The following is a 23,994-nucleotide window of genomic DNA, read 5'->3' on the forward strand; positions in this document are numbered from 1 at the left end:
CGATCGGCGAAGCTGCTCGCCGACATGACAAGGATCGAACGAAGCACGGTCACACATCAGGACGCGTCAGATGAGACGCTTGCGTTCGCTGGACGGAGCGATACCCAGGGATTCCCGATACTTAGCCACCGTGCGACGAGCGACTTGTATACCTTGCGATTCCAGTAAACCAGCGATCTTGCTGTCACTCAACGGCTTTTTCGCGTTTTCCGCCGCCACCAATTTCTTGATGATCGCGCGGATCGCGGTGGAGGAGCATTCGCCCCCCTCGGCGGTGCTGACGTGGCTGGAGAAGAAATACTTGAGTTCGTAGATGCCACGCGGGGTGTGCATGAACTTCTGGGTGGTCACCCGGGAGATGGTCGACTCATGCATGCCCACCGCCTCGGCGATGTCATGCAGGACCAGCGGCTTCATCGCCTCTTCACCGTATTCGAGAAAACCGCGCTGGTGCTCGACGATCTGGGTCGCCACCTTCATCAGGGTCTCGTTGCGGCTCTGCAGGCTCTTGATGAACCAGCGCGCTTCCTGCAGCTGGTTGCGCATGTAGGTGTTGTCGGCGCTGCTGTCGGCGCGCTTGACGAAGCCGGCGTACTGGGGATTGACCCGCAGACGCGGCACGGCTTCCTGATTGAGCTCCACCAGCCAGCGCTCGTTGTGCTTGCGGACGATGACGTCCGGCACCACGTATTCGGCTTCGCCGGATTCGATCTGCGAGCCGGGGCGCGGATGCAGGGTCTGGATCAGTTCGATGACGGGCTTGAGCTCGTCTTCCTTGATCTTCATGCGCCGCATCAGCTGCGCATAGTCGCGGCTGCCGAGCAGATCGAGATAGTCACTGACCAGGCGCCTGGCCTCGCCGAGCAGGGGGAGATTGGCCGGTAGCTGGGCCAGCTGGATCAGCAGGCATTCGCGCAGATTGCGGGCGGCGACGCCGGCCGGCTCGAATTGCTGGACGCGTCTGAGCACCACCTCGACTTCATCGAGATCGACTTCCAGCTCGGGATCCAGCGAGGCATGGATGTCTTCGAGGCTTTCCTGCAGATAGCCGTCGGTGTCGATGCCGTCGATGATCGCCACGGCGATCAGGCGATCGAGATCCGACATGGGCGCCAGGTTGAGTTGCCAGAGCAGGTGGGTCTGCAGGCTCTCGCCCGCCGAGGTGCGGGTGGTGAAGTCCCACTCGTCGTCGTCATTGCTGGGCAGGCTGCTGGCGCTGGTCTGGTAGATGTCTTCCCAGGCGGTATCGACCGGCAGCTCGCTGTCGCTGGGAATACGCTCGCTCCATTCGGAGTCGTCGGCCATCTCGTTGACGGCGACCGAGGTTTCCTTGAAGGTGGTTTCCAGGTTGCCCGCGCCCGAGCTCTCATCGCCTTCGCTCGAGGCTTCGCTCTGGTCGAAGTCTTCACCTTCTTCCTGGCGTTCCAGCATCGGATTGGATTCCAGGGCTTCCTGGATTTCCTGCTGCAAGTCGAGCGTCGAGAGCTGAAGCAGACGTATGGCTTGTTGCAGCTGCGGCGTCATCGTCAGCTGCTGGCCCATCTTGAGGACTAGCGATGGTTTCATGGCTGCGGAAATACACCTTGTCTACCGACGCGAACAGCGCCACCGAACCTCGCGAACCCTGCGAGCGTTAGCAAATTATATGCCTTGTTTCCCCGGGTTTGCCTAGAGGCGGAATTCGTGGCCCAGATAGACTTCCTTGACCAGATCGTTGGCGAGGACTTCCTCGGCGGTACCCTCGGCGATGAGCTGGCCGTCGTTGACGATGTAGGCCGTTTCGCAGATGGTCAGGGTTTCCCGGACATTGTGGTCGGTGATGAGCACACCGATGCCCTTGGCCTTGAGGTGGCGAATGATCTGCTTGATGTCGCCCACCGAGATGGGGTCCACGCCAGCGAAGGGTTCGTCCAGCAGGATGAACTTGGGTGCGGTGGCCAGGGCGCGAGCGATCTCGACGCGACGTCTTTCGCCACCCGACAGGCTCATGCCGCGATTGTCGCGGATATGGGTGATGTGGAATTCCTGCAGCAGGCTTTCCAGTTCGCGCAGGCGACCGGCCTTGTCCAGATCCTTGCGGGTTTCCAGGATGCCGAGGATGTTGTCGGCCACGGTCAGCTTGCGAAAGATCGAGGCTTCCTGCGGCAGGTAGCCGATCCCGGCGCGGGCCCGGCCATGCATGGGCAGGGCGGTGACATCCTGATCGTCGATCAGCACGCGACCCTGATCGGCCTTGACCAGGCCGACGATCATGTAGAAACAGGTGGTCTTGCCGGCGCCGTTCGGACCGAGCAGGCCGACGATCTGGCCGCTGTCGATGCTGACGCTGACGTCGCGAACGACCTGACGACCCTTGTAGCTCTTGGCCAGATGCTGGGCTTTGAGCGTGACCGTCATTGTCCCTGCCCCGACTGCTGCTGATCCTTGGGCTGGATGACCATGTCGATGCGCGGCCGCGGCGTGGTGACCTTGCTACCGTTGGCGCGCCCGGCGTTGACGATCTGGCGCTGGGTATCATAGACGATCTTCTCGCCTTCGAAGGTGTTGCCCTGTTGGACCACCTTGGCCTGGTCGATCAGGATGATGCGATTTTCCTGGGCGAAATACTGGATCGTCAGACCATAGGCCTTGACGATGTCCTTGTCCGCCGAAGGCTTCTGCTCGTAGTAGGCCGGTTTGCCCACTGCGGTGGCGACCTTGATGTTGCCCTGATTGTCCTGGGTCAAGGTCACCGTGTTGCCGGTGATCTTCATGCTGCCCTGGGTGATGACCACGTCTCCGCGGTACACGGCCACGCCCTGCTTGTCGTCGAGCTCGGCGCTGTCGGCCTGCACGCGGATCGGCTGGGTGCGATCGGTCGGCAGGGCCCAAGCCGCGGCACTGCCAAAGGTGGCGCCGAGGGTGAACAGGAAGGGGAGGGTTTTAACGAACCTCATGCTGGCCTCTTACGTTGGACAGCAGGAGCATTCTGCCGTCTTCTAGATACGCTTTCATGCCATTGGCCGTGGTCACCCCATTGGCGGCCTCGATTCTAACGGCTTGCTCGGTTTGCGCATATTGTTTGTCAGGAAAGACGGTCATGCGGGTGGTGGTCAACACCACCGGGCGGCCTTTTTCATCGGTACGCTCGACGCGCACGTCATCGATCAGCTCCGCCTGACTGCCACCGGGGGCGACCTCGGCGCGGGCACTGCGAATGTGCCAGGGATAGTCGGTGCCGCGAAAGGCCAGCATGTCGGGCCGGGTCACCAGGGTGACGTCGGTCGCCTTGACGTGTTCGCTGCGCTCCGCCTTGAGTTCGTACTGGATCTTGCCGTCCAGGCGATACTGGATCGTCCGGGTATTGAGGGCATAGCCGTCGATGGCGCTGTCTTGCGGGGTCGACGAGGCCGGAGCATCGACGAAGCGCTGCGGCAGGATGTTCCAGTAGCCGATCGCGATGAGCGCGGCGGCGATCAGGACCAACAGCACGGGGCGGCGCAAGCTGCGAAACATGAGGGTACCTGTGGTGGGCCGCACCAGGGGCGGCGGGTTGAACACGAGATTGCGGCGTATTAGTCGGGCAGTATAACCCGGCCTACAGCACCCCGGCGCGTAGCAGGTCACCCATGTTGAGGGCGCCGATCGGCCGGTGCTCGTCATCGATCACCACCAGCGCGTTGATCTTGTGCTCTTCCATGATCTTCAGCGCCTCGGCGGCGAGCATCTGCGCCCTGGCGGTTCGACCTCCGCGGGTCATCACGGTTGCGATCGCCGTGGTGCGCACGTCGATGCCGCGATCCAGGGCGCGACGCAGATCGCCGTCGGTGAAGATGCCGGCCAGACGACCATCGGTGCCGAGCACGCTGGTCATGCCCAGTCCCTTGCGCGACATCTCCAGCAGGGCATCGGAAACCAGGGTGTCTTCGCTGACCTGCGGCAGGTCGACGCCGGCATGCATGACGTTTTCCACCTTCAGCAGCAGGCGCCGACCCAGGGCGCCGCCCGGATGGGAAAAGGCGAAATCCTCGGCGGTGAAGCCACGGGCCTCGAGCAGGGCGATGGCCAGGGCGTCGCCCAGCACCAGGGCTACGGTGGTGGAGGAGGTGGGTGCCAGATTGAGCGGGCAGGCCTCGGTGGCGACGCTGGTATCCAGGTTGACGTCCGCAGCTTTTGCCAGCGGCGAGGCGGGATTGCCGGCGAAGCTGATCAGCGGGACGCCGAGGCGCTTGATCAGCGGCAGCAGGGTCAGGATCTCGCTGGAGGTGCCCGACTGGGAGATGGCGATGATGACGTCATCGCGGGTGATCATGCCCATGTCGCCATGGCTGGCTTCGGCCGGGTGTACGAAGAAGGCCGGACTGCCGGTGCTGGCCAGGGTCGCGGCGATCTTGTTGCCGACATGCCCGGATTTGCCCATGCCCAGGACCACGATGCGCCCACGGCAGGCGAGCAGGTGGCGACAGGCGGCGGCAAAGCTTTCGTCGATGCGTTCGCCCAGGGCGGCCACGGCCGCTCGCTCTACATCTATGGTGCGCTTGGCGGAAGCGATGAAATCTATTGAGTCGGGCATGGGTCAGAAGGCAGGTGACGGGACAATCGGAAATTATATGCGCAAAGCCGCGACACTCAGCAACGCCGCCCGCAGTTCAGGAGTCACATCGGCAACGAATGCTATAGTGCCGCCCTTTTGCCGGGGTCGCCGAACGCGAGAGCCGCGTGCCCTGAAGCGGCGGAGCGGCGTCTCCCTGCACAGAGTTGAACCTTAGGAGTCTCGATGACCGTCGATAGCCCGTACGCCGTGGAGCTAAAGGGCGTTTCCTTCAAGCGCGGCACGCGTCTCATCTACGACCGGGTCGATATCCGCATCCCGCGGGGCAAGGTCACCGGGATCATGGGACCGTCCGGCAGTGGCAAGACCACCCTGTTGCGCCTCATCGCCGCCCAGTTGCGACCGAGCAGTGGCGAGATCTGGGTCAATGGCGCCAACCTGCCGCAGTTGTCCCGGGGTGAGCTGTTCGACATGCGCCGGCAGATGGGCGTGCTGTTCCAGAGCGGCGCGCTGTTCACCGATCTCGATGTGTTCGAGAACGTGGCCTTTCCACTGCGGGTGCACACCAAGCTGCCCGAAGAGATGATCCGCGACATCGTCCTGCTCAAGCTGCAGGCGGTGGGCCTGCGCGGTGCCGTCGAGCTGATGCCGGACGAGCTGTCCGGCGGCATGAAGCGCCGGGTCGCCCTGGCGCGGGCCATCGCCCTGGATCCGCAGATCCTCATGTACGACGAGCCCTTCGTCGGCCAGGACCCCATTGCCATGGGCGTGCTGGTACGGCTCATCCGCCTGCTCAACCAGGCGCTCGGGCTGACCAGCATCGTGGTCTCCCACGACCTGGCCGAGACGGCCAGCATCGCCGACTACCTCTATGTGGTCGGCGATACCAAGGTGCTCGGGCAGGGCACGCCGAAGGAGCTGCGCGAATCGCCCGATCCGCGGGTTCGCCAGTTCATGCAGGGCATCCCCGATGGCCCGGTACCCTTCCACTACGCCGCGCCTGATCTGCGCGATGCCTTGCTGGGGAAACACTGATGCGTAAGGTCTCCGCCGTGGAGCGGATTCGTCGGCTGGGCAAGGCCGGGCTGGACGTCGTGGCGGCCATTGGCCGCTCCGTCATCGTCCTGCTCCTGGCTGTGTTCGGTCGTGGTGGCGTGGGCAGCGGCCTGCAGCTGCTGGGCAAGCAACTCTATTCGGTGGGCGTGATGTCACTGCCCATCATCGTGGTGTCGGGCTTCTTCATTGGCATGGTGATCGCCCTGCAGGGCTACAACATCCTGGTCAAGTATGGCTCCGAGCAGGCCGTGGGGCAGATGGTCGCCCTGACGCTGCTGCGCGAATTGGGCCCGGTGGTGACGGCCTTGCTGTTCGCCGGTCGGGCCGGTTCCGCCCTGACCGCCGAAATCGGCAACATGAAATCCACCGAGCAGCTGTCCAGCCTGGAAATGATCGGCGTGGATCCGCTCAAGTACATCGTCGCGCCGCGTTTCTGGGCCGGCTTCATTTCCATGCCCTTGCTGGCCGCCATGTTCAATGTGGTGGGTATCTGGGGCGCGGCCATGGTCGCCATCGACTGGCTCGGCGTCTACGACGGTTCCTTCTGGGCCACCATGCAGAACAGCGTGATGCTCAGTGACGTGCTCAATGGCGTGATCAAGAGCCTGGTGTTCGCCTTCGTGGTGACCTGGGTCGCCGTCTTCCAGGGGTATGACTGCGAGCCGACCTCCGAAGGCATCGGTCGCGCCACCACCCGTACCGTCGTCTATGCGTCGCTTGCCGTGCTCGGCCTCGACTTCATTCTTACCGCCCTGATGTTTGGAGATCTCTGATGCAAACCCGCACCCAGGAAATCGGTGTCGGACTCTTCCTGCTGGCCGGCGTGCTCGCATTGCTGCTGCTGGCGCTGCGGGTAAGCGGTCTGACGATGAGCGACCATCACGATACCTACAAGGTCTATGCCTACTTCGACAACATCGCCGGTCTCACAGTGAGATCGCGGGTGACCATGTCGGGCGTGACCATCGGCAAGGTCACCGCCATCGATCTCGACCGCAACAGCTACCGTGGTCGGGTCACCATGCAGATCGACAAGCAGGTGGACAACCTGCCGACCGACTCCATCGCCTCGATCCTGACTGCCGGCCTGCTCGGCGAGAAATACATCGGCATCAGCGTGGGCGGGGACGAACAGGTGCTCAAGGAAGGCTCGACCATTCGAGATACACAATCCTCCCTGGTTCTCGAAGACCTGATCGGCAAATTCCTGCTCAATTCGGTCAATAAAGACTCTTCCGCCAATAAATGATGAGAGGCTTCTCCATGCTCAAGCTACTTCGTCACGGAGTGATCGCGATCCTGGCCCTGCTGCCCCTGGTGTCCCAGGCGGCACCCTCGGCCCACGACGTGATCCAGCAGACCACCAGCACGCTGCTCAGCGATCTCGAGGCCAATCGCGACAAGTATCGCAGCAGTCCGGAAGCCTTCTACGAGTCGCTCAACAACATCCTCGGCCCGGTGGTGGATGCCGAAGGCATCTCGCGCAGCATCATGACCGTGCGCTATAGCCGCAGCGCCTCGCCCGAGCAGATGACGCGCTTCCAGGAAAACTTCAAGCGCAGCCTGATGCAGTTCTATGGCAACGCGCTGCTGGAGTACAACAACCAGGGTATCCGGGTACTGCCCGAAGGTCCGTCCGATGGTCCCGATCGCACCAGCGTGGGCATGGAGGTCAAGGGCAACAACGGTGCCGTCTACCCGGTGCAGTACAGCATGGTCAAGCAGGGCAATGACTGGAAGGTGCGCAACGTCATCATCAATGGTCTGAACCTCGGCAAGCTGTTCCGCGACCAGTTCGCCCAGGCGATGCAGGAAAACGGCAACGACCTGGACAAGACCATCAACAACTGGGCGGGCACCGTGGCCAAGGCCAAGGATTCTCCCGAGGCCCAGAAGGCCAAGGTCGGTTCGTGAGTCGCGCCGCCATCACCCGCGAGGGCGCCCGGCTGCAGCTGTCGGGCGTACTCGATCACGCCAGTGTGCCGTCCCTGCGCGAACAAGGTCGTACCCTGATCGCCCAGGGCAGCGGTCCGCTGGTGCTGGACTGCGCTGGCGTTGAACACTCCAACAGCGCCGGACTGGCGCTGTTGCTGGCCTGGTCGCGCGATGCCCAGGCCGCAGGGTGTTCGCTGGCCATCGCTGGCCTGCCCTCCGAGTTGCGGCAGATCGCCGAGGTCTCGGATGCCCTCGAACTGCTGCCCCTGGCGGACGACGCTCACGGGTAACGGTCATCACAGTCGCCGTACAGCCGGTTTTTTTGTATGATCGCCGGCTGAACTAGATTGCCGAGGTGCCGCCATGCAGGCCCAAGAAGTCAAAAGCCTCCTTGAGGCAAAACTGGTCGATACCCAGGTCGAAGTGGAAGGTGAGGGCTGCAATTTCCAGCTCTACCTGATCAGCGACGAGCTCCAGGCACTCAGCCCGGTCAAGCGTCAGCAGCAGGTCTACTCCCATCTCCAGCCGCAGATCGCCGATGGCAGCATCCATGCTGTCACCATGAAATTCTTCACCCGTGCTGCCTGGGCCGAACGCGCCTGATTCGCAGCGCCGAGAACTCGCTATGGACAAACTGATCATTACCGGCGGCAACTGCCTGAACGGTGAAATTCGCATTTCCGGGGCCAAGAACTCCGCCCTGCCGATCCTCGCCGCGACCCTGCTCGCCGACACCCCGGTGACCATCGCCAACCTGCCGCACCTGCACGACATTACCACCATGATCGAGCTGTTCGGCCGAATGGGCGTCCAGCCGGTGATCGGTGAAAAGCTCAATGTCGAGGTGGATGCGTCCAGCATCAAGACCCTGGTCGCGCCCTATGAACTGGTCAAGACCATGCGCGCCTCGATCCTGGTGCTGGGTCCGATGGTCGCGCGCTTCGGCGAAGCGGAAGTCGCCCTGCCCGGCGGTTGCGCCATCGGCTCGCGTCCGGTCGATCTGCACCTGCGCGGCCTGGAGGCCATGGGTGCCAAGATCACCGTCGAGGGCGGCTACATCAAGGCCAAGGCGCCGGCCGGTGGCCTGCGCGGTGCCCACTACTATTTCGATACCGTCAGCGTGACCGGTACCGAGAACGTGCTGATGGCCGCCACCCTGGCCAAGGGTCGCAGCGTCATCCAGAACGCCGCTCGCGAGCCCGAGGTCGTCGATCTGGCCAACTGCCTGATCGCCATGGGTGCCAACATCCAGGGCGCCGGTACCGACACCATCACCGTGGAAGGCGTCGAGCGCCTCGGGGGCGCCACCTATTCGGTGCTGCCGGACCGCATCGAGACCGGCAGCTATCTGGTCGCCGCCGCTGCCACCCGCGGCTGTGTCAAGCTCAAGGACACCGATCCGACCATCCTCGAGGCCGTGCTGGCCAAGCTGGAAGAGGCCGGTGCTCACATCTCGACCGGCAGCAACTGGATCGAACTGGACATGAAGGGCAATCGCCCCCGCGCGGTCAACATCCGCACGGCGCCCTACCCGGCGTTCCCCACCGACATGCAGGCCCAGTTCATCTCCATGAACGCCGTCGCCGAAGGCACCGGTACCGTGGTCGAGACCATCTTCGAGAACCGCTTCATGCACGTTCACGAGATGGTGCGCATGGGCGCCAACATCGCCATCGAAGGCAATGCCGCCATCGTCACCGGCGTCCAGCGCCTCAAGGCCGCCCCGGTCATGGCGACCGACCTGCGCGCCTCGGCGAGCCTGGTCATCGCGGCCCTGGTGGCCGAAGGCGATACCCTGATCGATCGCATCTACCACATCGACCGCGGCTACGAATGCATCGAGGAGAAATTCCAGCTGCTCGGTGCCAAGATCCGTCGTACGCCCAAGTAAGGACCTCCGATGCTGACCATCGCCCTGTCCAAGGGCCGTATCCTCGACGACACCCTGCCGCTGCTGGCAGCGGCGGGGATCGCGCCGACCGAGAATCCGGACAAGAGCCGCAAGCTCATCATCCCGACCACCCAGGACGATGTGCGCCTGCTCATCGTCCGCGCCACCGACGTGCCCACCTACGTGGAGCATGGCGCCGCGGACCTGGGCGTGGCCGGCAAGGACGTGCTGATGGAATACGGCGGCGATGGCCTCTATGAGCCGCTGGACCTGCGCATCGCCCGCTGCAAGCTGATGACCGCGGGCGCCGTGGGCGCCGTGGGCGCTCCGGCGCCGCGTGGCCGGCTGCGGGTGGCGACCAAGTTCGTCAATGTCGCCAAGCGCTACTATGCCGAGCAGGGCCGCCAGGTCGACATCATCAAGCTGTACGGCTCCATGGAGCTGGCACCGCTGGTGGGGTTGGCCGACAAGATCATCGACGTGGTCGACACCGGCAATACCCTCAAGGCCAACGGTCTCGAACCCCAGGAGCTGATCGCCCACATCAGCTCGCGCTTGATCGTCAACAAGGCCTCGATGAAGATGCAGCACGGTCGTATCCAGGCGCTCATCGAGACCCTGCGCCACGCCGTCGAGGCGCGCGGCGCCTGAGAACCTGTTCAAAGCCTGCTGCGCGTTGGCCAAACTGCGTTGAAAATGGCTTCGGAATGCTCATTGACCACTCGTAAACTCCGCTTCCTCAGCCATTTTCGCCTTGTTTGTCTCTAGCTCGCGAGACTTTGAACAGGCTCTGGGTCCGGGCCGGCAGGTTAATGCCGGCCCGGACCGCTTCCATCCCTCCAGCTTCGCCTATCCGTGCCATAGCCAAATTGTCGGGCGCCCACACGGAGCCGGCTGTTACTCTCGGGCGCCCCTTTCGCTCTCCTGAAGAGGATCCGCCATGACCGCTCCGCTCGCCATCCGCCGACTCGCCGCTGCCGCTCCGGATTTCGCCGAGCATCTGGATCATCTGCTGAGCTGGGAAGGGGTGTCCGACGCCGACATCAACCAGCGGGTCCTGGCGATCATCGCCGACGTCCGTCATCAGGGCGATCAGGCCCTGCTGGAATACACCCGGCGCTTCGACGGTGTCGAAACGACCTCGATGAGCGATCTCATCCTGCCGCGTGCGCGTCTGGAAGAAGCCCTGACCCGGATCACGCCGGAGCAGCGCACCGCCCTGGAAGCCGCCGCCGAGCGCGTCCGTCGTTATCATGAAAAGCAGCGCCAGGATTCCTGGCAGTACCAGGAGGCCGATGGCACCGTGCTTGGCCAGCAGGTCACCCCGCTGGACCGTGCCGGTCTCTATGTGCCGGGGGGCAAGGCCTCCTATCCGTCCTCGGTGCTGATGAACGCCATTCCCGCCAAGGTCGCCGGCGTGCGCGAGGTGGTCATGGTGGTGCCGACGCCCCGCGGCGAGGTCAACGAACTGGTGCTGGCCGCTGCGGCCCTGGCCGGTGTCGATCGCGTCTTCACCATTGGCGGCGCCCAGGCCGTGGCCGCCCTGGCCTATGGCACCGAAAGCGTGCCGCCGGTGGACAAGATCGTCGGTCCCGGCAACATCTATGTCGCCACCGCCAAGCGCCACGTGTTCGGCAAGGTCGGCATCGACATGATCGCCGGCCCGTCGGAGATTCTGGTGGTCTGCGACGGCCAGACCGATCCCGACTGGATCGCCATGGACCTGTTCTCCCAGGCCGAGCACGACGAGGACGCCCAGGCCATCCTGGTCAGTCCGGACGCCGCCTTCCTCGACGCCGTGGCGGCCAGCATTGCCCGCCTGTTGCCGGAGATGGAGCGCGCCGACATCATCCGCGCCTCCCTGGAAGGGCGGGGTGCCCTGATCCAGGTTACCGACATGGCCCAGGCCATCGAGGTGGCCAACCGCATCGCCCCCGAACACCTGGAACTGTCCGTCGCCGAGCCCGAGCAATGGCTGCCCAAGATCCGCCACGCCGGCGCCATCTTCATGGGGCGCTACACCGCCGAGGCCCTGGGCGACTACTGCGCCGGTCCCAACCATGTGCTGCCGACGTCGGGCACCGCGCGCTTCTCCTCGCCCCTGGGCGTATACGACTTCCAGAAGCGTTCCTCGATCATCCACTGTTCGGCCGCTGGCGCTTCCGCGCTGGGCCGGGTCGCCTCGGTCCTGGCGCGTGGCGAGTCCCTGACCGCCCACGCCCGCAGCGCCGAATACCGCATTCAGGAGGAGCAGGCATGAGCGAACTCTGGAGTCCCTTCGTCAAGAATCTGGTGCCCTATGTACCCGGTGAGCAGCCCAAGCTGACCAACCTGGTCAAGCTCAACACCAACGAGAATCCCTACGGTCCGTCGCCGCGAGCGCTGGACGCCATCCGCGCCGCGGCCACCGACGACCTGCGCCTCTATCCCGACCCCAACGGCCAGGCGCTGAAGGACGCCGTCGCCCGCTACTACGGCATCCAGAGCGACCAGGTGTTTGTCGGCAACGGCTCGGACGAGGTGCTGGCGCACATCTTCCTGGGGCTGTTCGGCCATGGCCGACCCGTGCTGTTCCCGGACATCAGCTACAGCTTCTATCCGGTCTATTGCGGCCTCTACGACATCGCCTTCGAGACCCCGGCGCTGGACGAGGATTTCCAGATCGTCCCTGAGGACTATCTGCGCCCCAATGGCGGCATCATCTTCCCCAACCCCAATGCGCCTACCGGCAGCGCCCTGGCGCTGGACGCCATCGAGCGCATCGTCGCCGGCAATCCGACCTCGGTGGTGGTGGTGGACGAAGCCTATGTCGACTTCGGGGCGGAGTCGGCGGTTGCCCTGATCGAGCGCCATGCCAATCTGGTGGTGACCCAGACGCTGTCCAAGTCCCGTTCCCTGGCCGGTCTGCGGGTAGGCCTGGCCATGGGTCAGGCGCCGCTGATGGAGGCCCTGGAGCGGATCAAGAACAGCTTCAACTCCTATCCGCTGGATCGCCTGGCCCTGGCCGGCGCGACCGCTGCCTTCGAGGATCGCGCCTATTTCGACGAGACCTGCCGGCAGGTGGTCGAAAGTCGCGAAGCCCTGGTCGGCCAGTTGCTGGAGCGCGGCTTCGAAGTCCTGCCCTCGGCCGCCAACTTCATCTTCGCCCGTCATGTGCAGAAGGGCGGGGCGGTGCTGGCCGCGGGCTTGCGCGAGCATGGCGTCATCGTGCGCCACTTCAGCCGTCCCGAACGCATCGCCGACTTCCTGCGCATCACCATTGGTACGCCCGTGCAGAATCAGGCGTTGATCACGGCCCTCGATACCCTCTGAGCTTAGGCTCTGTTCGAAAAGTTGCCGAGCGATGGTCAGGCGAGGCGAAAAGCGCTGAGGAAGCGGAGTTTACGAATGGTAAATGAGCATTCCGAAGCGCTTTTCAACGAAGCATCACCGAGCGTAGGCACTTTACGTATAGAGCCTAGCGTGCCTTCTCCATCAGGGGACGCAGCCCGACGGTAACCTTGACCTGCACGGTCTTGTCCTGGCGCAGCACCTCGATGGGGATGCTGTCGCCGGGTTGCTTGCGGGCGATCTGGTTCATCGCCAGCCGGCCGTCCCTGATCGGTTGGCCGGCCAGCTTGACCAGCACGTCGCCGGCACGCAGACCGCCCTTGTGCGCCGGTCCTTCCGGATCGATATCGGTCACCACGATGCCCTGGTCGACCTTGAGGCCGTAGGTCTTGACCAGCTCTGGCGTGATGACTTCCACTGCCACCCCCAGCCAGCCGCGGATAACCTGGCCATGCTGGATGATCGAGCGCATGACCTCCATGGCCAGCTTGATCGGGATGGCGAAGCCGATGCCCTGGGAGCCGCCGGAAAGGATGGCGGTGTTGATGCCGATCAGATTGCCGTTGGCATCCACCAGCGCTCCGCCCGAATTGCCCAGGTTGATCGCCGCATCGGTCTGGATGAAGTCCTCGTAGGTATTGAGACCCAGCTGGTTGCGGCCGGTGGCGCTGATGATACCCATGGTCACCGTCTGGCCGACGCCGAAGGGATTGCCGATGGCCAGCACCACGTCGCCGATGCGGATGGCGGTCGAATCGCCCACCGAAATGGCCGGCAGGTTGGGCAGGTCGATCTTGAGCACGGCGAGGTCCGTGGCCGGATCGTTGCCGATCAGCTTGGCCAGGGTCTGACGCCCGTCAGCGAGCGCCACCACGATGGATTCGGCATCGAGGGTCACGTGGTTGTTGGTCAGCAGATAACCGTCATGGCTCATCAGCACGGCCGAGCCCAGGCTGAGCTCCTCCACCGGTTTGGTCACACCCTTGCGGTCACTGGCCGTGTCACCGGCCTTGCCCGGCTTGGCCGCCTTGGTCGAACGCAGCGACACCACCGCTGGCGCGGCGCGACTCGCCGCGTCGGCATAGGAGACCGGTCCCTGCTGGCGCGAATGCGCGGGCGCCTGGGCCGCCTCGAACAGCGGCGGCTGTGCGGGCAGGCCGAGCCATTGCGGATAGCGCTGCATGATCAGGGCTGCAACGAGCAGACCGCACAGCACGGGCCAGCCGAGATAACGCAAAGCCTTGTACATCGATCACATCCTTGAATTTGTCCACCCGGGGTGCGCCGGATAAGCTGGTGGGCATTATAAGGAGCGGCGCCACCCGAAGACACGCTGTGGCGCCGCCAGCGAGGAGGTAAGCCGTCCGTGACCCTGTCCCTTGATCAACTGGTGGAGACCGCCGACCGCTACCTGGAGTCGGCCCGGATCCAGGATTATTGCCCCAATGGCCTGCAGGTCCAGGGCCGCGAGCAGGTGCGTCTGCTGGTCAGTGGCGTCACCGCCTCCCAGCAGCTGCTGGACGCCGCCGTGGCGGCCGGGGCCGATGCCATCCTGGTGCACCATGGCTATTTCTGGAAAAACGAGGATGCCCGCCTCACCGGCATGAAGCATCGGCGGATCAAGACGCTGCTGAGCCACGACATCAGCCTGCTGGCCTACCACCTGCCGCTGGACGTCCATCCCGAGGTGGGCAACAACGTCCAGCTGGGTCGCCGCCTGGGTCTGCAGGATATCCGGCCGCTGCCGGGTGATGCCAAGGGGCTGATCTGGCAAGGCGAATTGCCGCAGCCACGGTCCGCCGCGGACTTCGCTCGGCAGGTGGCGCTTGTGCTGCAACGCGAGCCGCTGGTAGTCGACGGCGGGCGGTCGATCCGGCACCTGGCCTGGTGCACCGGCGGTGCCCAGGGCTACATCGATCAGGCCATTGCCGCGGGGATGGATGCCTATCTCACCGGTGAGGTATCCGAGCAGACGGTGCACAGTGCCCGCGAGAACGGGGTGAGTTTCTTTGCCGCCGGCCACCATGCCACCGAGCGCTATGGCGTGCAGGCGCTGGGCGACTTTCTGGCCGCGCAGCTGGGCATCGAGCATCGCTTCATCGACTGCGACAATCCCGCCTGAGCGTCATAAGCATATAACTTCTGGATCTAGATGGCCTGGCGGGCCATAACCGTTGCCTATGGTAAGGTTGAGGTTCGTCCACGGCCCGCTCTGTCCGGTGTGTCCAGTCGACTGGATGCCGCAACGGACATCTCCTAGGCCACCTTTCTGCAATCGTGAGTAGCCATGCTCGACAAACAGACGCACCTCAAACAGCTTGAGGCGGAAAGCATCCACATCATCCGTGAAGTGGCCGCCGAGTTCGACAACCCGGTCATGCTGTATTCCATCGGCAAGGATTCGGCCGTGATGCTGCACCTGGCCCGCAAGGCCTTCTTTCCCGGCAAGCTGCCGTTCCCGGTACTCCACGTGGACACCGGCTGGAAATTCCGGGCCATGTACGAATTCCGCGATCGCATGGTCGCCGACATGGGTCTCGATCTGCTGGTGCATAAGAATCCGGAAGGGGTCGCTCAGGGCATCAATCCCTTCACCCATGGCAGCGCCAAGCACACCGACATCATGAAGACCCAGGGCCTCAAGCAGGCGCTGGACAAGTACGGCTTCGACGCGGCCTTCGGCGGCGCGCGCCGCGACGAGGAGAAGTCTCGCGCCAAGGAGCGCGTCTATTCCTTCCGCGACAGCAAGCACCGCTGGGATCCCAAGAACCAGCGTCCCGAGCTGTGGAACATCTACAACGGCAAGACCAACAAGGGCGAGTCGATCCGCGTCTTTCCGCTGTCCAACTGGACCGAGCTGGACATCTGGCAGTACATCTATCTCGAAGGCATCCCGATCGTGCCGCTGTACTTCGCCGCCGAGCGCGAGGTGATCGAGAAGAACGGCACCCTGCTCATGATCGACGACGACCGCATCCTCGAACACCTCTCGCCCGAGGAGAAGGCACGCATCCACAAGCGCCAGGTGCGCTTCCGTACCCTCGGCTGCTACCCCCTGACCGGCGCGGTGGAGTCCCAGGCGACCACGCTGACGGACATCATCCAGGAGATGCTGCTCACCCGCACCTCCGAACGCCAGGGCCGGGTCATCGACCACGATGGCGCCGGATCCATGGAAGAGAAGAAACGTCAGGGGTATTTCTAAGATGTCGCACCAATCCGATCTGATCGGCCAAGACATCCTGGCCTACCTCGCGCAGCACGAACGCAAGGAGCTGCTGCGCTTCCTCACCTGCGGCAATGTCGACGACGGCAAGAGCACCCTGATCGGGCGCCTGCTGCACGACTCCAAGATGATCTACGAGGATCACCTGGAAGCCATCACCCGCGATTCCAAGAAGGTGGGGACCACCGGCGAGGAGGTCGACCTGGCGCTGCTGGTGGACGGCCTGCAGGCCGAGCGCGAACAGGGCATCACCATCGATGTGGCCTATCGCTATTTCTCCACCGCCAAGCGCAAGTTCATCATCGCCGACACCCCCGGCCATGAGCAGTACACCCGCAACATGGCCACCGGTGCCTCCACCTGCGACCTGGCGATTATCCTGGTCGACGCCCGCTACGGCATCCAGACCCAGACCCGCCGGCACAGCTACATCGCCTCGCTGCTGGGTATCAAGCACATCGTGGTCGCCATCAACAAGATGGACCTGCTGGGCTTCGACGAAGCGGTGTTCGAGCGTATCAAGGACGACTACCTGGCCTTCGCCCAGCGCATCGAGCTGAACGCCAAGGACATCCATTTCGTGCCCATGTCGGCGCTCAAGGGCGACAACGTGGTCAATCGCAGCGAGCAGACGCCTTGGTACAGCGGCAAGCCGCTGATGGAGATCCTCGAAAGCGTCGAGATCGCTGCGGATCGCAACCTCGACGACCTGCGCTTCCCGGTGCAGTACGTCAACCGGCCCAACCTCAACTTCCGCGGGTTCGCCGGGACCCTGGCCTCGGGCGTGGTCACCAAGGGCGATGCCGTGGTGGTCCTGCCATCGGGCAAGGGCAGCCGGGTCAAGTCCATCGTTACCTACGAAGGTGAGCTGGAGCAGGCGGGTCCTGGCCAGGCGGTTACCCTGACCATGGAAGATGAGATCGACATCTCCCGTGGCGATGTCCTGGTGCATGCCGACAATCGTCCGCAGGTGACCGACAGCTTCGAGGCCATGCTGGTGTGGATGGCCGAGGAGCCCATGCGCCCGGGCAAGAAGTACGACATCAAGCGCGCCACCAGCTATGTGCCGGGTTCGCTGCCGAGCATCGTGCACACGGTGGACGTCAACACCCTGGAGCACGGCGCGGCCAGCGAACTCAAGCTCAACGAGATCGGCCGGGTCAGGGTGGCCCTGGATACCGCCATCGCCCTGGACGGCTATGGCGTCAACCGCACCACCGGCGCCTTCATCGTCATCGACCGCCTGACCAACGGCACCGTGGGTGCCGGCATGATCATCGCCGAACCGGTGGGCGCTACGGGTCACGGCCAGGGCGCGCATCAGTTGCACGTCGCCACCAGCGAGCGGTCGGCCCGTTTCGGTCAGCAGCCCACCACGGTGCTCTTTACCGGTCTTTCCGGTGCCGGCAAGACCACCCTGGCCTATGCCCTGGAGCGCCGGCTGTTCGATGCCGGGCGTGCGGTCTTCGTGCTGGACGGCCAGAACCTGCGCCACGACCTGAACAAGGGGCTGCCGCAGGATCGCGCCGGTCGTCGCGAGAACTGGTTGCGCGCCGCCCAGGTGGCCCGCCAGTTCAACGAGGCTGGCCTGATCGCCCTGGCTGCCTTCGTTGCACCCGATGCCGAGGGCCGGGCCCAGGCCCAGGCGCTGATCGGCGCCGAGCGGCTGCTGACCGTGCATGTCAAGGCATCGCCCGAGGCCTGTGCCGAGCGCGATCCCCAGGGGCTCTATGCGGCCGGTGGTGACAATATCCCGGGCATCTCCTTCGCCTACGATGCCCCGGAAGACGCCGATCTGGTGCTCGACACCGAGCAGCTGTCGGTGGAGGAGGGCGTCCAGCAGATCCTCGACGTCCTGCGTCGACGCCAGGTGATCTAGGGCGTCCAGCCATGAAAAAACCCGCCTCTCGGCGGGTTTTTTCATGGCTCTCTACCAGCGCGGGGGTGGGCCGTAATAGTAGGCGCCGGGCGGCGGGCCGTAGTACACGGGGCGCGGCTCCACCACGCGATATTCGTAGACCGGTGCCGGTTCGTAATAGACCACGCGCGGCGGAGGCGGCGGCGGTGGCCCTTCGACATAGACTGGCTCGCGGGCGTAGGAATGGGAGACGATGGCTCCGCCAACCACGGCGCCCACTACGGCACCGAGAAAGGCCGGACCGGGGCCACGACCGTGGGCGGACGCCTGACCGGCGATGGCGAGGCAACCGGCAAGCACCACGACTTGAGTGATGCGACGTAGCATGATCATTCTCCTGCAACCCGGGGATATCAAACCGGGTATGTCTATCAGACCGCAAGGGCGGCGAGTCGCCTAGATCGACACGGGTAAAGTTTGGGTAAAACCAAATACGGGGACATCAGTCCCAACAACTCGAGGTCGACGTGTCCCCACTCCCGCGGGATGCATCTCCTGTATCTGGTACCGCGACCGGTACCCTGACCACGAGACCACCGTGCAGATTCTCTATACCGCTCTGATCCTCCTGCTGATGGTGGGTGCCACCCGTCTCAGCGTCCATCTCATTCCCATACCGCTGCCCCTGATCCAGGTGGTGGTCGGCGCCTTGCTCGCCTGGCCCACCCTGGGGCTGCATGTCGCCCTGGACCCCGAACTCTTCCTGCTGCTGTTCATCCCGGCATTGCTGTTCTCCGATGGCTGGCGCATGCCCAAGCGGGAGTTCTGGCGCCTGCGCCGACCGATCTTCGTCCTGGCCTTCGGCCTGGTGTTCCTCACGGTGCTGGGCGCCGGCTGGTTCCTGCACTGGATGTTGCACCTGCCCTGGGCGGTGGCCTTCGCCCTGGCGGCGGTACTGTCGCCCACCGATGCCGTGGCGGTCTCCAGCATCGTCCGCGGCCGGCTGCCCAGCGCCCTGCTGCACGTCATCCAGGGCGAGGCCCTGCTCAATGACGCCTCGGGTCTGGTGACCTTCAAGTTCGCCGTGGCGGCGGCCCTGACCGGCGCCTTTTCGCTGAGCCAGGCCAGTCTGGAATTCGTCATCGTCGCGGTGGGCGGCGTACTGGTCGGCGGGGTGCTGAGCTGGCTGGTCGGCCAAGCGCGCGCCTGGATGGTGGTGAAGCGCGGCTGGAGCGACGCCGCGCCCCATGTCGTCTTCATGCTGTTGCTGCCCTTCGCCGCCTATGTGCTGGCGGAGCGACTGGGCGTTTCCGGCATCCTGTCCGCCGTGGCCGCCGGAATGATGCAGAGCCGGGTCGACATGCTGCCCCGCCAGACCGCTACCCGCCTGCTCAATCACAGCGTCTGGGGGCTGGTGGAGTTCGCCTTCAACGGCCTGGTGTTCCTGATCCTGGGTCTGCAGCTGCCCGACATCCTGGCGGCCGCGCTGCCGGCCTCCCAGGCGCTCTGGCCGGCCGCGGGCTGGCTGACGCTCTATGTGCTGGGTGCCTACGGGGTGATTATGGCCATTCGCTTCGGGGTCATCCTCGGCTACTGGCACCTGACCCAGCCTGGCAGCGGGCCCATCACCATCGCGGGCGACCCCCGCCTGATCGCCGCCATCGCCTCGCTCAGCGGGGTCCGCGGTGCCGTGACCCTGGCCGGTGTGCTCTCGCTGCCGCTGATGCTTTCGGATGGCACGCCCTTTCCCCTGCGTGACATCCTGGTGTTCATCGCCGCGGGCGTGATCCTGCTGTCACTGGTGGTGGCGAGCATCGGGATTCCGTTGCTACTGGCGCGCTTGCCGGAGCAGTCCAATGACCTGCTGGAGCGGGAGCGTTGCGAGGTGCGAATCAATGCCGCCCGAGCCGCCATAGCGGCGCTGGAAGACGTGGCATCGAGCGATGCCGACGAGCCGGCGCGGGCCGCGCTGCAGGCGGAGATCAAGGCCGGCATCATCGCCGAATTCCGCGACGAACTGAGTTCCGCCGATGACAGCGAGGATGCCCGTTCCCTGGCGCGGCTGAGGGATACCCTGGATGGCGAGCTGCGCCTGCTCGCCATCCGCGCCCAGCGCCGCGAACTCTATCGGTTGCGTATCGCCGGGGTAATCGATGACCTAGTGGTCAGCGAATTCCTGCGTGAGCTGGACATCCAGGAGACCGCGCTGATGCGCGATCAGGGCAACCGCTAGCCCTGGCAGAAGCGGCGGATGCGCTCCGCCGCCTCCACGCACTCGGCCAGGGGCGCGACCAGCGCCATGCGGATCCGACCGGCGCCCGGATTGACGCCCGCGACGTCTCGCGACAGGTAGGAGCCCGGCACCACGGTCACGTGTTCGCGGGCGAACAGATCGCGGGCGAAGGCTTCGTCATCGCCCGGTGTCCGGGCCCAGAGATAGAAGCCGCCATCCGGCAGCGACACTTCCAGGCTGCCCTGCAGGATATCCAGCACGGCGGCGAATTTCTGCCGATAGAGCTCGCGGTTCTCACGGACATGGGCCTCGTCGCGCCAGGCCACGGCACTGGCCTTCTGCACCTGCACCGGCATGGCGCAGCCGTGGTAGGTGCGATAGAGCAGGAAGCGCTTGAGAATGGCGGCATCGCCCGCGACGAAGCCCGATCTCATGCCCGGCAGATTGGAGCGCTTGGACAGGCTGTGGAAGACCACGCAGCGGGCGAAGTCGCTGCGACCCAGTTCGGCGCAGGCGGTAAGCAGGCCGGGCGGCGGGCTGGCTTCGTCGAAATAGAGTTCGCTGTAGCACTCGTCGGCGGCGATCACGAAGTCGTGACGATCGGCGAGGGCGATGAGCTTTTTCAGCGTCGCCACCGGCAGCAGGGCACCGGTGGGATTGCCGGGTGAGCACAGGAACAGCAGCTGGCAGCGCTGCCAGACCGCGTCCGGCACACTGTCGAAATCGGGATTGAAGCCCTTGTCCGCCAGGCACGGCAGGTAGTGGGGCTCGGCGCCGGCGAGCAGGGCCGCGCCTTCGTAGATCTGATAGAAGGGGTTGGGACTCAGCACCAGACCCGCCTGGCTGCGATCCACCACCGCCTGGGTAAAGGAGAACAGCGCCTCCCGGGTACCGGTCACCGGCAGCACGTGACGCGCCGGATCCAGCCAGCCCGCGGGTATGCCGAAGCGCTGGCCGGCCCAGCTGGCGATGGCCTCGCGCAACTCGGCGATGCCAAGGGTGGTTGGGTAGACCGCCAGCTGATCCAGGTTGGCGGTCAGAGCCTCGGCGACGAAGGCCGGTGACGGGTGCTTGGGCTCCCCGATCGACAACGGAATCGGCTTGAGCGCCGCCGGCGGGGTCACGCCAGCGAGGAGGGCGCGCAGCTTCTCGAACGGATAGGGCTGCAGCAGGTCGAGGGTGGGATTCATCGTCGGGTGGTCCTTCGTTCGAGGCGTTAGATCAGGGAGCTAGATGCTGATACGACTGAGCGGCGGCGTCTGGCTGTCCGGCTCGCGCAGCTGTTTGATCAGGGCCTGCTGCAGGGCGCTGCAGAGGCCGGGATCCGCCAGCGGACGACCCTCGGCGTCGGTGACGTAGAAGACGTCTTCCACGCGTTCGCCGAGGGTGGCGATCTTGGCGTTGAGCACGGACAGGTCGAAGTCGAGGAAGATCCGCCCCACCCGCGCCAGCAGTCCGGGTCGATCCGGTGCCGTCAGTTCGATCAGGCTCGCCGAGCGCGTGGTGTCGGTGTAGATGTTCACCTGGGGCGAGAAGGCGAAATGCTTGAGCTGGCGGGTCACGCGGCGGTTGATGATGCTCGGGTATTCCTCGGGATGCTTGAGCGCCTCGATCAGGCCACCGCGGATCTGGGCAATCCGCGCGGGATTGTTGCCGATCGAGCCACCATCGGTATCCAGCACGATGTAGGTGTCCAGGGTGAACTGGCTGCTGGAGGTGATGATGCGCGCGTCCTGAATGTTCAGGTTGAGCTGGTCCATCACCGCCACGGTCACCGCGAAGAAATCGTGCTGGTCCGCGGCATAGATGAAGATCTGGGTGCCGCCTTCGGAATCGCGCTGGGTGGTCTCGCGGATCAGCACCAGCGGCTCGGCGGTATCGCCATGGCCGAGGATGGCCTCGGTGTGCCAGGCGACGTCCAGCGCGGTATGCCGCAGGAAATAGGTGTCGCCCAGCTGCGACCAGAGCTGCTCGGCGTCATCGGCATCGATGCCGCGCCGCATCAGGGTGTCCAGCGCCGATTGCTGGGTGCTGCGGATCTGCTCTTCGCGATTGACCGGATTTTCCAGGCCGCGCCGCAGGGCGCGCTTGGTCTCGGTATAGAGCTGGCGCAGCAGGGTCGCGCGCCAGGAATTCCACAGCGACGGATTGGTCGCGGTGATGTCGGCCACGGTGAGGACGTACAGATAGTCCAGGTGAGTGTGATCTCCGACCGTCAGGGCGAAATCGTGGATCACCTGGGGGTCGGAAAGATCCTTGCGCTGGGCGGTGGTGGACATCACCAGGTGATTGCGCACCAGCCAGCTGACCAGGCGGGTATCCCATTCCGGCAGCTGGTGACGCCGGCCGAAGGCTTCGACGTCTGCCGCGCCCAGTTCCGAGTGATCGCCACCCCGGCCCTTGGCGATGTCGTGGTAGAGCCCGGCGATGTAGATCAGCTCAGGCTTGGGCAGCTTGTGGATCACCCGCGTCGCCAGCGGATACTTCTCCGCCAGGACGTCGTAACTCATCTTGCGCAGATGCTTGATGAGATTGAGGGTGTGGGCGTCCACCGTATAGATGTGGAAGAGGTCATGCTGCATCTGGCCGACGATCTGGCCGAATTCGGGCAGGTAGAGCCCCAGCAGCCCGTAGCGATTCATCCGCCGCAGGTTGCGATGGATGCCGGATTCGCTCTTGAGCAGTTCGATGAAGAGGCTGGTGTTGCGGATGTCCTGGCGAAAGGCATCGTCGATGAGGTGACGGCTGTCGCGCAGCAGACGGATGGTGCCGGCACTAGGTCCCTTGATCGCGGGATTCTGCGCCAGCAGCACGAACAGCTCCATCAGCGCGAAGGGGGTGCGCAGGAATACCTGGGGGTGCACCACCTCCAGGTAACCGTTGCGGATCTGGAATCTGTTGTTGAGCGGGGTCACCGCCACCGGTACCTGCTCGTCGCGCAGATTCACTTCCTCGAAGTGCTGCATGACCACATCGCTGAGCTGGGACACGTCCATCACCACCCGGTAGTACTTCTGCATGAAGCGCTCTACCGCCAGCTTGGCGTCGTTGTCCTCGTAGCCGAGCAGGCTGGCGATGCGCCGCTGGTGGTCGAACAGCAGCCGATCCTCGGCGCGCCCGGCCAGCATGTGCAGGGCATAGCGGACCTTCCACAGGTATTCCTGCGCCGAGATCAGCAGGCTGCATTCGCTTTCGGTCAGGAAGCCCTGGCCTACCAGCGCCTGCAGGTTGAGGGTGCCGAACTGCCGCCGGGCGATCCACAGCAGCGTCTGGATGTCGCGCAAGCCGCCGGGCGAACCCTTCACGTTGGGTTCGAGGTTGTATTCGGTGTCGTTGTACTTGGCGTGCCGCGCACTCTGCTCGGCGCGCTTGGCCAGATAGAAGGCGCGTCCCGGCCAGAGGTGTTCGACACTCGTGGCCGCCAGCATCGCCTGGCGCAGGTGCTCGGGGCCGGCGAGGGTACGGCTTTCCATCAGGTTGGTGATCACCGTCAGGTCGGCCAGGGCTTCGGTGGTGCATTCGCGCAGGGATCTGACGCTCTGCCCCACGGCCAGGCCCACGTCCCACAGCAGGGTCAGGAAGCCCTCGATGGATTCGCGGAAGCGTTCCTGTTCCTCCTCGGCCAGCAGGATCAGCAGGTCGATGTCCGAGTGCGGATGCAGCTCACCGCGGCCATAGCCGCCCACCGCGAGCAGGGCGATGCCATCCTCCGGCCAACTGAAGCGATTCCAGGCGGCGATCAGCATCTGGTCGATGAACCAGGCGCGATCCTCGACCAGCCGGCGCACGCTGCGGCCCGCCATGAAGCGGGCATCGAGAGTGGCGTTCGCGGCCCGGATGAATTTCTTGAAGGCCGCGAGAGGGCTGGCTTTCAGCGAAAGCTCAGCCTGGAACTGACCGGCGTCGAACAACTCCGAATCGACCTGGGGCATGG

At 64.6% G+C, this 23,994-nt stretch carries 23 protein-coding genes; 14 read left to right on the forward strand and 9 right to left on the reverse strand.

Annotated elements, in window-relative coordinates; translation table 11 throughout:
• Positions 1 to 66: 66 nt before the first annotated feature.
• From AABM56_RS06230 to AABM56_RS06250, 5 genes are all read right to left on the reverse strand, one after another.
• The gene (locus tag AABM56_RS06230) at positions 67 to 1,566 is read right to left on the reverse strand and encodes an RNA polymerase factor sigma-54 (protein WP_133859839.1); all 1,500 of its coding nucleotides are present in this window, start codon (positions 1,564 to 1,566) and stop codon (positions 67 to 69) included.
• A gap of 102 nt (positions 1,567 to 1,668) precedes the next feature.
• On the reverse strand, positions 1,669 to 2,397 hold the full coding sequence (gene lptB / locus AABM56_RS06235) for an LPS export ABC transporter ATP-binding protein (RefSeq protein ID WP_017640054.1): 729 nt from the start codon (positions 2,395 to 2,397) through the stop codon (positions 1,669 to 1,671).
• On the reverse strand, positions 2,394 to 2,936 hold the full coding sequence (gene lptA / locus AABM56_RS06240; protein WP_007159516.1) for a lipopolysaccharide transport periplasmic protein LptA: 543 nt from the start codon (positions 2,934 to 2,936) through the stop codon (positions 2,394 to 2,396). The genes lptB and lptA overlap by 4 nt, the downstream gene beginning before the upstream one ends.
• Positions 2,923 to 3,495: an LPS export ABC transporter periplasmic protein LptC gene (gene lptC, locus AABM56_RS06245; RefSeq protein WP_007159515.1), complete on the reverse strand. Its 573-nt coding sequence runs from the start codon at positions 3,493 to 3,495 to the stop codon at positions 2,923 to 2,925. Before lptC ends, lptA begins: the two co-directional genes overlap by 14 nt.
• An 82-nt stretch (positions 3,496 to 3,577) precedes the next feature.
• Positions 3,578 to 4,552 carry a KpsF/GutQ family sugar-phosphate isomerase gene (locus tag AABM56_RS06250; RefSeq protein ID WP_133859838.1) on the reverse strand — a complete coding sequence of 325 codons (975 nt, stop codon included), beginning with the start codon at positions 4,550 to 4,552 and terminating at the stop codon, positions 3,578 to 3,580.
• Between the two features lie 204 nt (positions 4,553 to 4,756).
• Here AABM56_RS06250 and AABM56_RS06255 point away from each other — a divergent pair, with 204 nt between their 5' ends.
• From AABM56_RS06255 to hisC, 10 genes are all read left to right on the forward strand, one after another.
• Entirely contained in the window at positions 4,757 to 5,566 is an 810-nt protein-coding gene (locus AABM56_RS06255; protein WP_187978685.1) for an ATP-binding cassette domain-containing protein, read from the forward strand.
• Positions 5,566 to 6,360: a lipid asymmetry maintenance ABC transporter permease subunit MlaE gene (gene mlaE, locus AABM56_RS06260; RefSeq protein WP_059314028.1), complete on the forward strand. Its 795-nt coding sequence runs from the start codon at positions 5,566 to 5,568 to the stop codon at positions 6,358 to 6,360. The genes AABM56_RS06255 and mlaE overlap by 1 nt, the downstream gene beginning before the upstream one ends.
• A complete protein-coding gene (gene mlaD / locus AABM56_RS06265; protein ID WP_007159511.1) occupies positions 6,360 to 6,836 on the forward strand; it encodes an outer membrane lipid asymmetry maintenance protein MlaD in 477 nt (158 codons plus the stop codon). The genes mlaE and mlaD overlap by 1 nt, the downstream gene beginning before the upstream one ends.
• Before the next feature lie 14 nt (positions 6,837 to 6,850).
• Positions 6,851 to 7,501, forward strand: a complete 651-nt coding sequence (locus AABM56_RS06270; RefSeq protein ID WP_187978686.1) for a phospholipid-binding protein MlaC — start codon at positions 6,851 to 6,853, stop codon at positions 7,499 to 7,501.
• A complete protein-coding gene (locus AABM56_RS06275) occupies positions 7,498 to 7,812 on the forward strand; it encodes an STAS domain-containing protein (protein ID WP_347883914.1) in 315 nt (104 codons plus the stop codon). The genes AABM56_RS06270 and AABM56_RS06275 overlap by 4 nt, the downstream gene beginning before the upstream one ends.
• A gap of 73 nt (positions 7,813 to 7,885) precedes the next feature.
• Positions 7,886 to 8,125 (forward strand): BolA family protein, encoded by a 240-nt coding sequence (locus tag AABM56_RS06280; protein ID WP_133859834.1) that lies wholly within the window; start codon positions 7,886 to 7,888, stop codon positions 8,123 to 8,125.
• A gap of 22 nt (positions 8,126 to 8,147) precedes the next feature.
• Entirely contained in the window at positions 8,148 to 9,413 is a 1,266-nt protein-coding gene (murA, locus tag AABM56_RS06285; RefSeq protein WP_133859833.1) for a UDP-N-acetylglucosamine 1-carboxyvinyltransferase, read from the forward strand.
• 9 nt (positions 9,414 to 9,422) lie between these two features.
• On the forward strand, positions 9,423 to 10,064 hold the full coding sequence (hisG, locus tag AABM56_RS06290) for an ATP phosphoribosyltransferase (RefSeq protein ID WP_133859832.1): 642 nt from the start codon (positions 9,423 to 9,425) through the stop codon (positions 10,062 to 10,064).
• A 289-nt stretch (positions 10,065 to 10,353) separates the two neighbouring features.
• On the forward strand, positions 10,354 to 11,673 hold the full coding sequence (gene hisD / locus AABM56_RS06295) for a histidinol dehydrogenase (RefSeq protein ID WP_263259186.1): 1,320 nt from the start codon (positions 10,354 to 10,356) through the stop codon (positions 11,671 to 11,673).
• Positions 11,670 to 12,725, forward strand: coding sequence for a histidinol-phosphate transaminase (gene hisC / locus AABM56_RS06300; RefSeq protein ID WP_133859830.1), 1,056 nt, complete (start codon positions 11,670 to 11,672; stop codon positions 12,723 to 12,725). The genes hisD and hisC overlap by 4 nt, the downstream gene beginning before the upstream one ends.
• A 145-nt stretch (positions 12,726 to 12,870) precedes the next feature.
• Here hisC and AABM56_RS06305 read toward each other — a convergent pair whose 3' ends face one another.
• Positions 12,871 to 13,992 (reverse strand): S1C family serine protease, encoded by a 1,122-nt coding sequence (locus AABM56_RS06305; RefSeq protein ID WP_133859829.1) that lies wholly within the window; start codon positions 13,990 to 13,992, stop codon positions 12,871 to 12,873.
• Positions 13,993 to 14,109: 117 nt separating this feature from the next.
• On the opposite strand from AABM56_RS06305, the gene AABM56_RS06310 reads away from it, so the two are divergent.
• The 3 genes from AABM56_RS06310 (at position 14,110) to cysN (ending at position 17,848) form a co-directional block, all read left to right on the forward strand.
• Positions 14,110 to 14,865, forward strand: coding sequence for a Nif3-like dinuclear metal center hexameric protein (locus AABM56_RS06310; RefSeq protein WP_133859828.1), 756 nt, complete (start codon positions 14,110 to 14,112; stop codon positions 14,863 to 14,865).
• 165 nt (positions 14,866 to 15,030) lie between these two features.
• Positions 15,031 to 15,948 carry a sulfate adenylyltransferase subunit CysD gene (cysD, locus tag AABM56_RS06315; protein ID WP_133859827.1) on the forward strand — a complete coding sequence of 306 codons (918 nt, stop codon included), beginning with the start codon at positions 15,031 to 15,033 and terminating at the stop codon, positions 15,946 to 15,948.
• 1 nt (position 15,949) lies between these two features.
• On the forward strand, positions 15,950 to 17,848 hold the full coding sequence (cysN, locus tag AABM56_RS06320; protein WP_133859826.1) for a sulfate adenylyltransferase subunit CysN: 1,899 nt from the start codon (positions 15,950 to 15,952) through the stop codon (positions 17,846 to 17,848).
• A 51-nt stretch (positions 17,849 to 17,899) separates the two neighbouring features.
• On the opposite strand, the gene AABM56_RS06325 is transcribed toward cysN, so the two are convergent.
• The gene (locus tag AABM56_RS06325) at positions 17,900 to 18,214 is read right to left on the reverse strand and encodes a hypothetical protein (protein ID WP_007159499.1); all 315 of its coding nucleotides are present in this window, start codon (positions 18,212 to 18,214) and stop codon (positions 17,900 to 17,902) included.
• A 211-nt stretch (positions 18,215 to 18,425) separates the two neighbouring features.
• Here AABM56_RS06325 and AABM56_RS06330 point away from each other — a divergent pair, with 211 nt between their 5' ends.
• A complete protein-coding gene (locus AABM56_RS06330) occupies positions 18,426 to 20,060 on the forward strand; it encodes a Na+/H+ antiporter (protein ID WP_133859825.1) in 1,635 nt (544 codons plus the stop codon).
• Here AABM56_RS06330 and dapC read toward each other — a convergent pair.
• Together dapC and AABM56_RS06340 are read right to left on the reverse strand one after the other, a co-directional pair.
• Complete coding sequence (gene dapC, locus AABM56_RS06335; protein WP_133859824.1) at positions 20,057 to 21,250, reverse strand: succinyldiaminopimelate transaminase; 1,194 nt, start codon at positions 21,248 to 21,250, stop codon at positions 20,057 to 20,059. The genes AABM56_RS06330 and dapC overlap by 4 nt on opposite strands.
• A 39-nt stretch (positions 21,251 to 21,289) precedes the next feature.
• Positions 21,290 to 23,992, reverse strand: coding sequence for a [protein-PII] uridylyltransferase (locus tag AABM56_RS06340; RefSeq protein ID WP_133859823.1), 2,703 nt, complete (start codon positions 23,990 to 23,992; stop codon positions 21,290 to 21,292).
• Positions 23,993 to 23,994 lie beyond the last annotated feature (2 nt).

Origin of the sequence: Pseudomonas aestiva, from assembly GCF_039908605.1 — a bacterium.
GTDB lineage: Bacteria > Pseudomonadota > Gammaproteobacteria > Pseudomonadales > Pseudomonadaceae > Chryseomonas > Chryseomonas aestiva.

Excerpts from the sequence above, each read along its gene's own strand:
- AABM56_RS06230 (WP_133859839.1), bottom strand. The coding sequence starts at position 1,566 with ATGAAACCATCGCTAGTCCTCAAGATGGGCCAGCAGCTGACGATGACG.
- lptB (WP_017640054.1), bottom strand. The coding sequence starts at position 2,397 with ATGACGGTCACGCTCAAAGCCCAGCATCTGGCCAAGAGCTACAAGGGT.
- lptA (WP_007159516.1), bottom strand. The coding sequence starts at position 2,936 with ATGAGGTTCGTTAAAACCCTCCCCTTCCTGTTCACCCTCGGCGCCACC.
- lptC (WP_007159515.1), bottom strand. The coding sequence starts at position 3,495 with ATGTTTCGCAGCTTGCGCCGCCCCGTGCTGTTGGTCCTGATCGCCGCC.
- AABM56_RS06250 (WP_133859838.1), bottom strand. The coding sequence starts at position 4,552 with ATGCCCGACTCAATAGATTTCATCGCTTCCGCCAAGCGCACCATAGAT.
- AABM56_RS06255 (WP_187978685.1), top strand. The coding sequence starts at position 4,757 with ATGACCGTCGATAGCCCGTACGCCGTGGAGCTAAAGGGCGTTTCCTTC.
- mlaE (WP_059314028.1), top strand. The coding sequence starts at position 5,566 with ATGCGTAAGGTCTCCGCCGTGGAGCGGATTCGTCGGCTGGGCAAGGCC.
- mlaD (WP_007159511.1), top strand. The coding sequence starts at position 6,360 with ATGCAAACCCGCACCCAGGAAATCGGTGTCGGACTCTTCCTGCTGGCC.
- AABM56_RS06270 (WP_187978686.1), top strand. The coding sequence starts at position 6,851 with ATGCTCAAGCTACTTCGTCACGGAGTGATCGCGATCCTGGCCCTGCTG.
- AABM56_RS06280 (WP_133859834.1), top strand. The coding sequence starts at position 7,886 with ATGCAGGCCCAAGAAGTCAAAAGCCTCCTTGAGGCAAAACTGGTCGAT.
- murA (WP_133859833.1), top strand. The coding sequence starts at position 8,148 with ATGGACAAACTGATCATTACCGGCGGCAACTGCCTGAACGGTGAAATT.
- hisG (WP_133859832.1), top strand. The coding sequence starts at position 9,423 with ATGCTGACCATCGCCCTGTCCAAGGGCCGTATCCTCGACGACACCCTG.
- hisD (WP_263259186.1), top strand. The coding sequence starts at position 10,354 with ATGACCGCTCCGCTCGCCATCCGCCGACTCGCCGCTGCCGCTCCGGAT.
- hisC (WP_133859830.1), top strand. The coding sequence starts at position 11,670 with ATGAGCGAACTCTGGAGTCCCTTCGTCAAGAATCTGGTGCCCTATGTA.
- AABM56_RS06305 (WP_133859829.1), bottom strand. The coding sequence starts at position 13,992 with ATGTACAAGGCTTTGCGTTATCTCGGCTGGCCCGTGCTGTGCGGTCTG.
- cysD (WP_133859827.1), top strand. The coding sequence starts at position 15,031 with ATGCTCGACAAACAGACGCACCTCAAACAGCTTGAGGCGGAAAGCATC.
- cysN (WP_133859826.1), top strand. The coding sequence starts at position 15,950 with ATGTCGCACCAATCCGATCTGATCGGCCAAGACATCCTGGCCTACCTC.
- AABM56_RS06325 (WP_007159499.1), bottom strand. The coding sequence starts at position 18,214 with ATGCTACGTCGCATCACTCAAGTCGTGGTGCTTGCCGGTTGCCTCGCC.
- dapC (WP_133859824.1), bottom strand. The coding sequence starts at position 21,250 with ATGAATCCCACCCTCGACCTGCTGCAGCCCTATCCGTTCGAGAAGCTG.
- AABM56_RS06340 (WP_133859823.1), bottom strand. The coding sequence starts at position 23,992 with ATGCCCCAGGTCGATTCGGAGTTGTTCGACGCCGGTCAGTTCCAGGCT.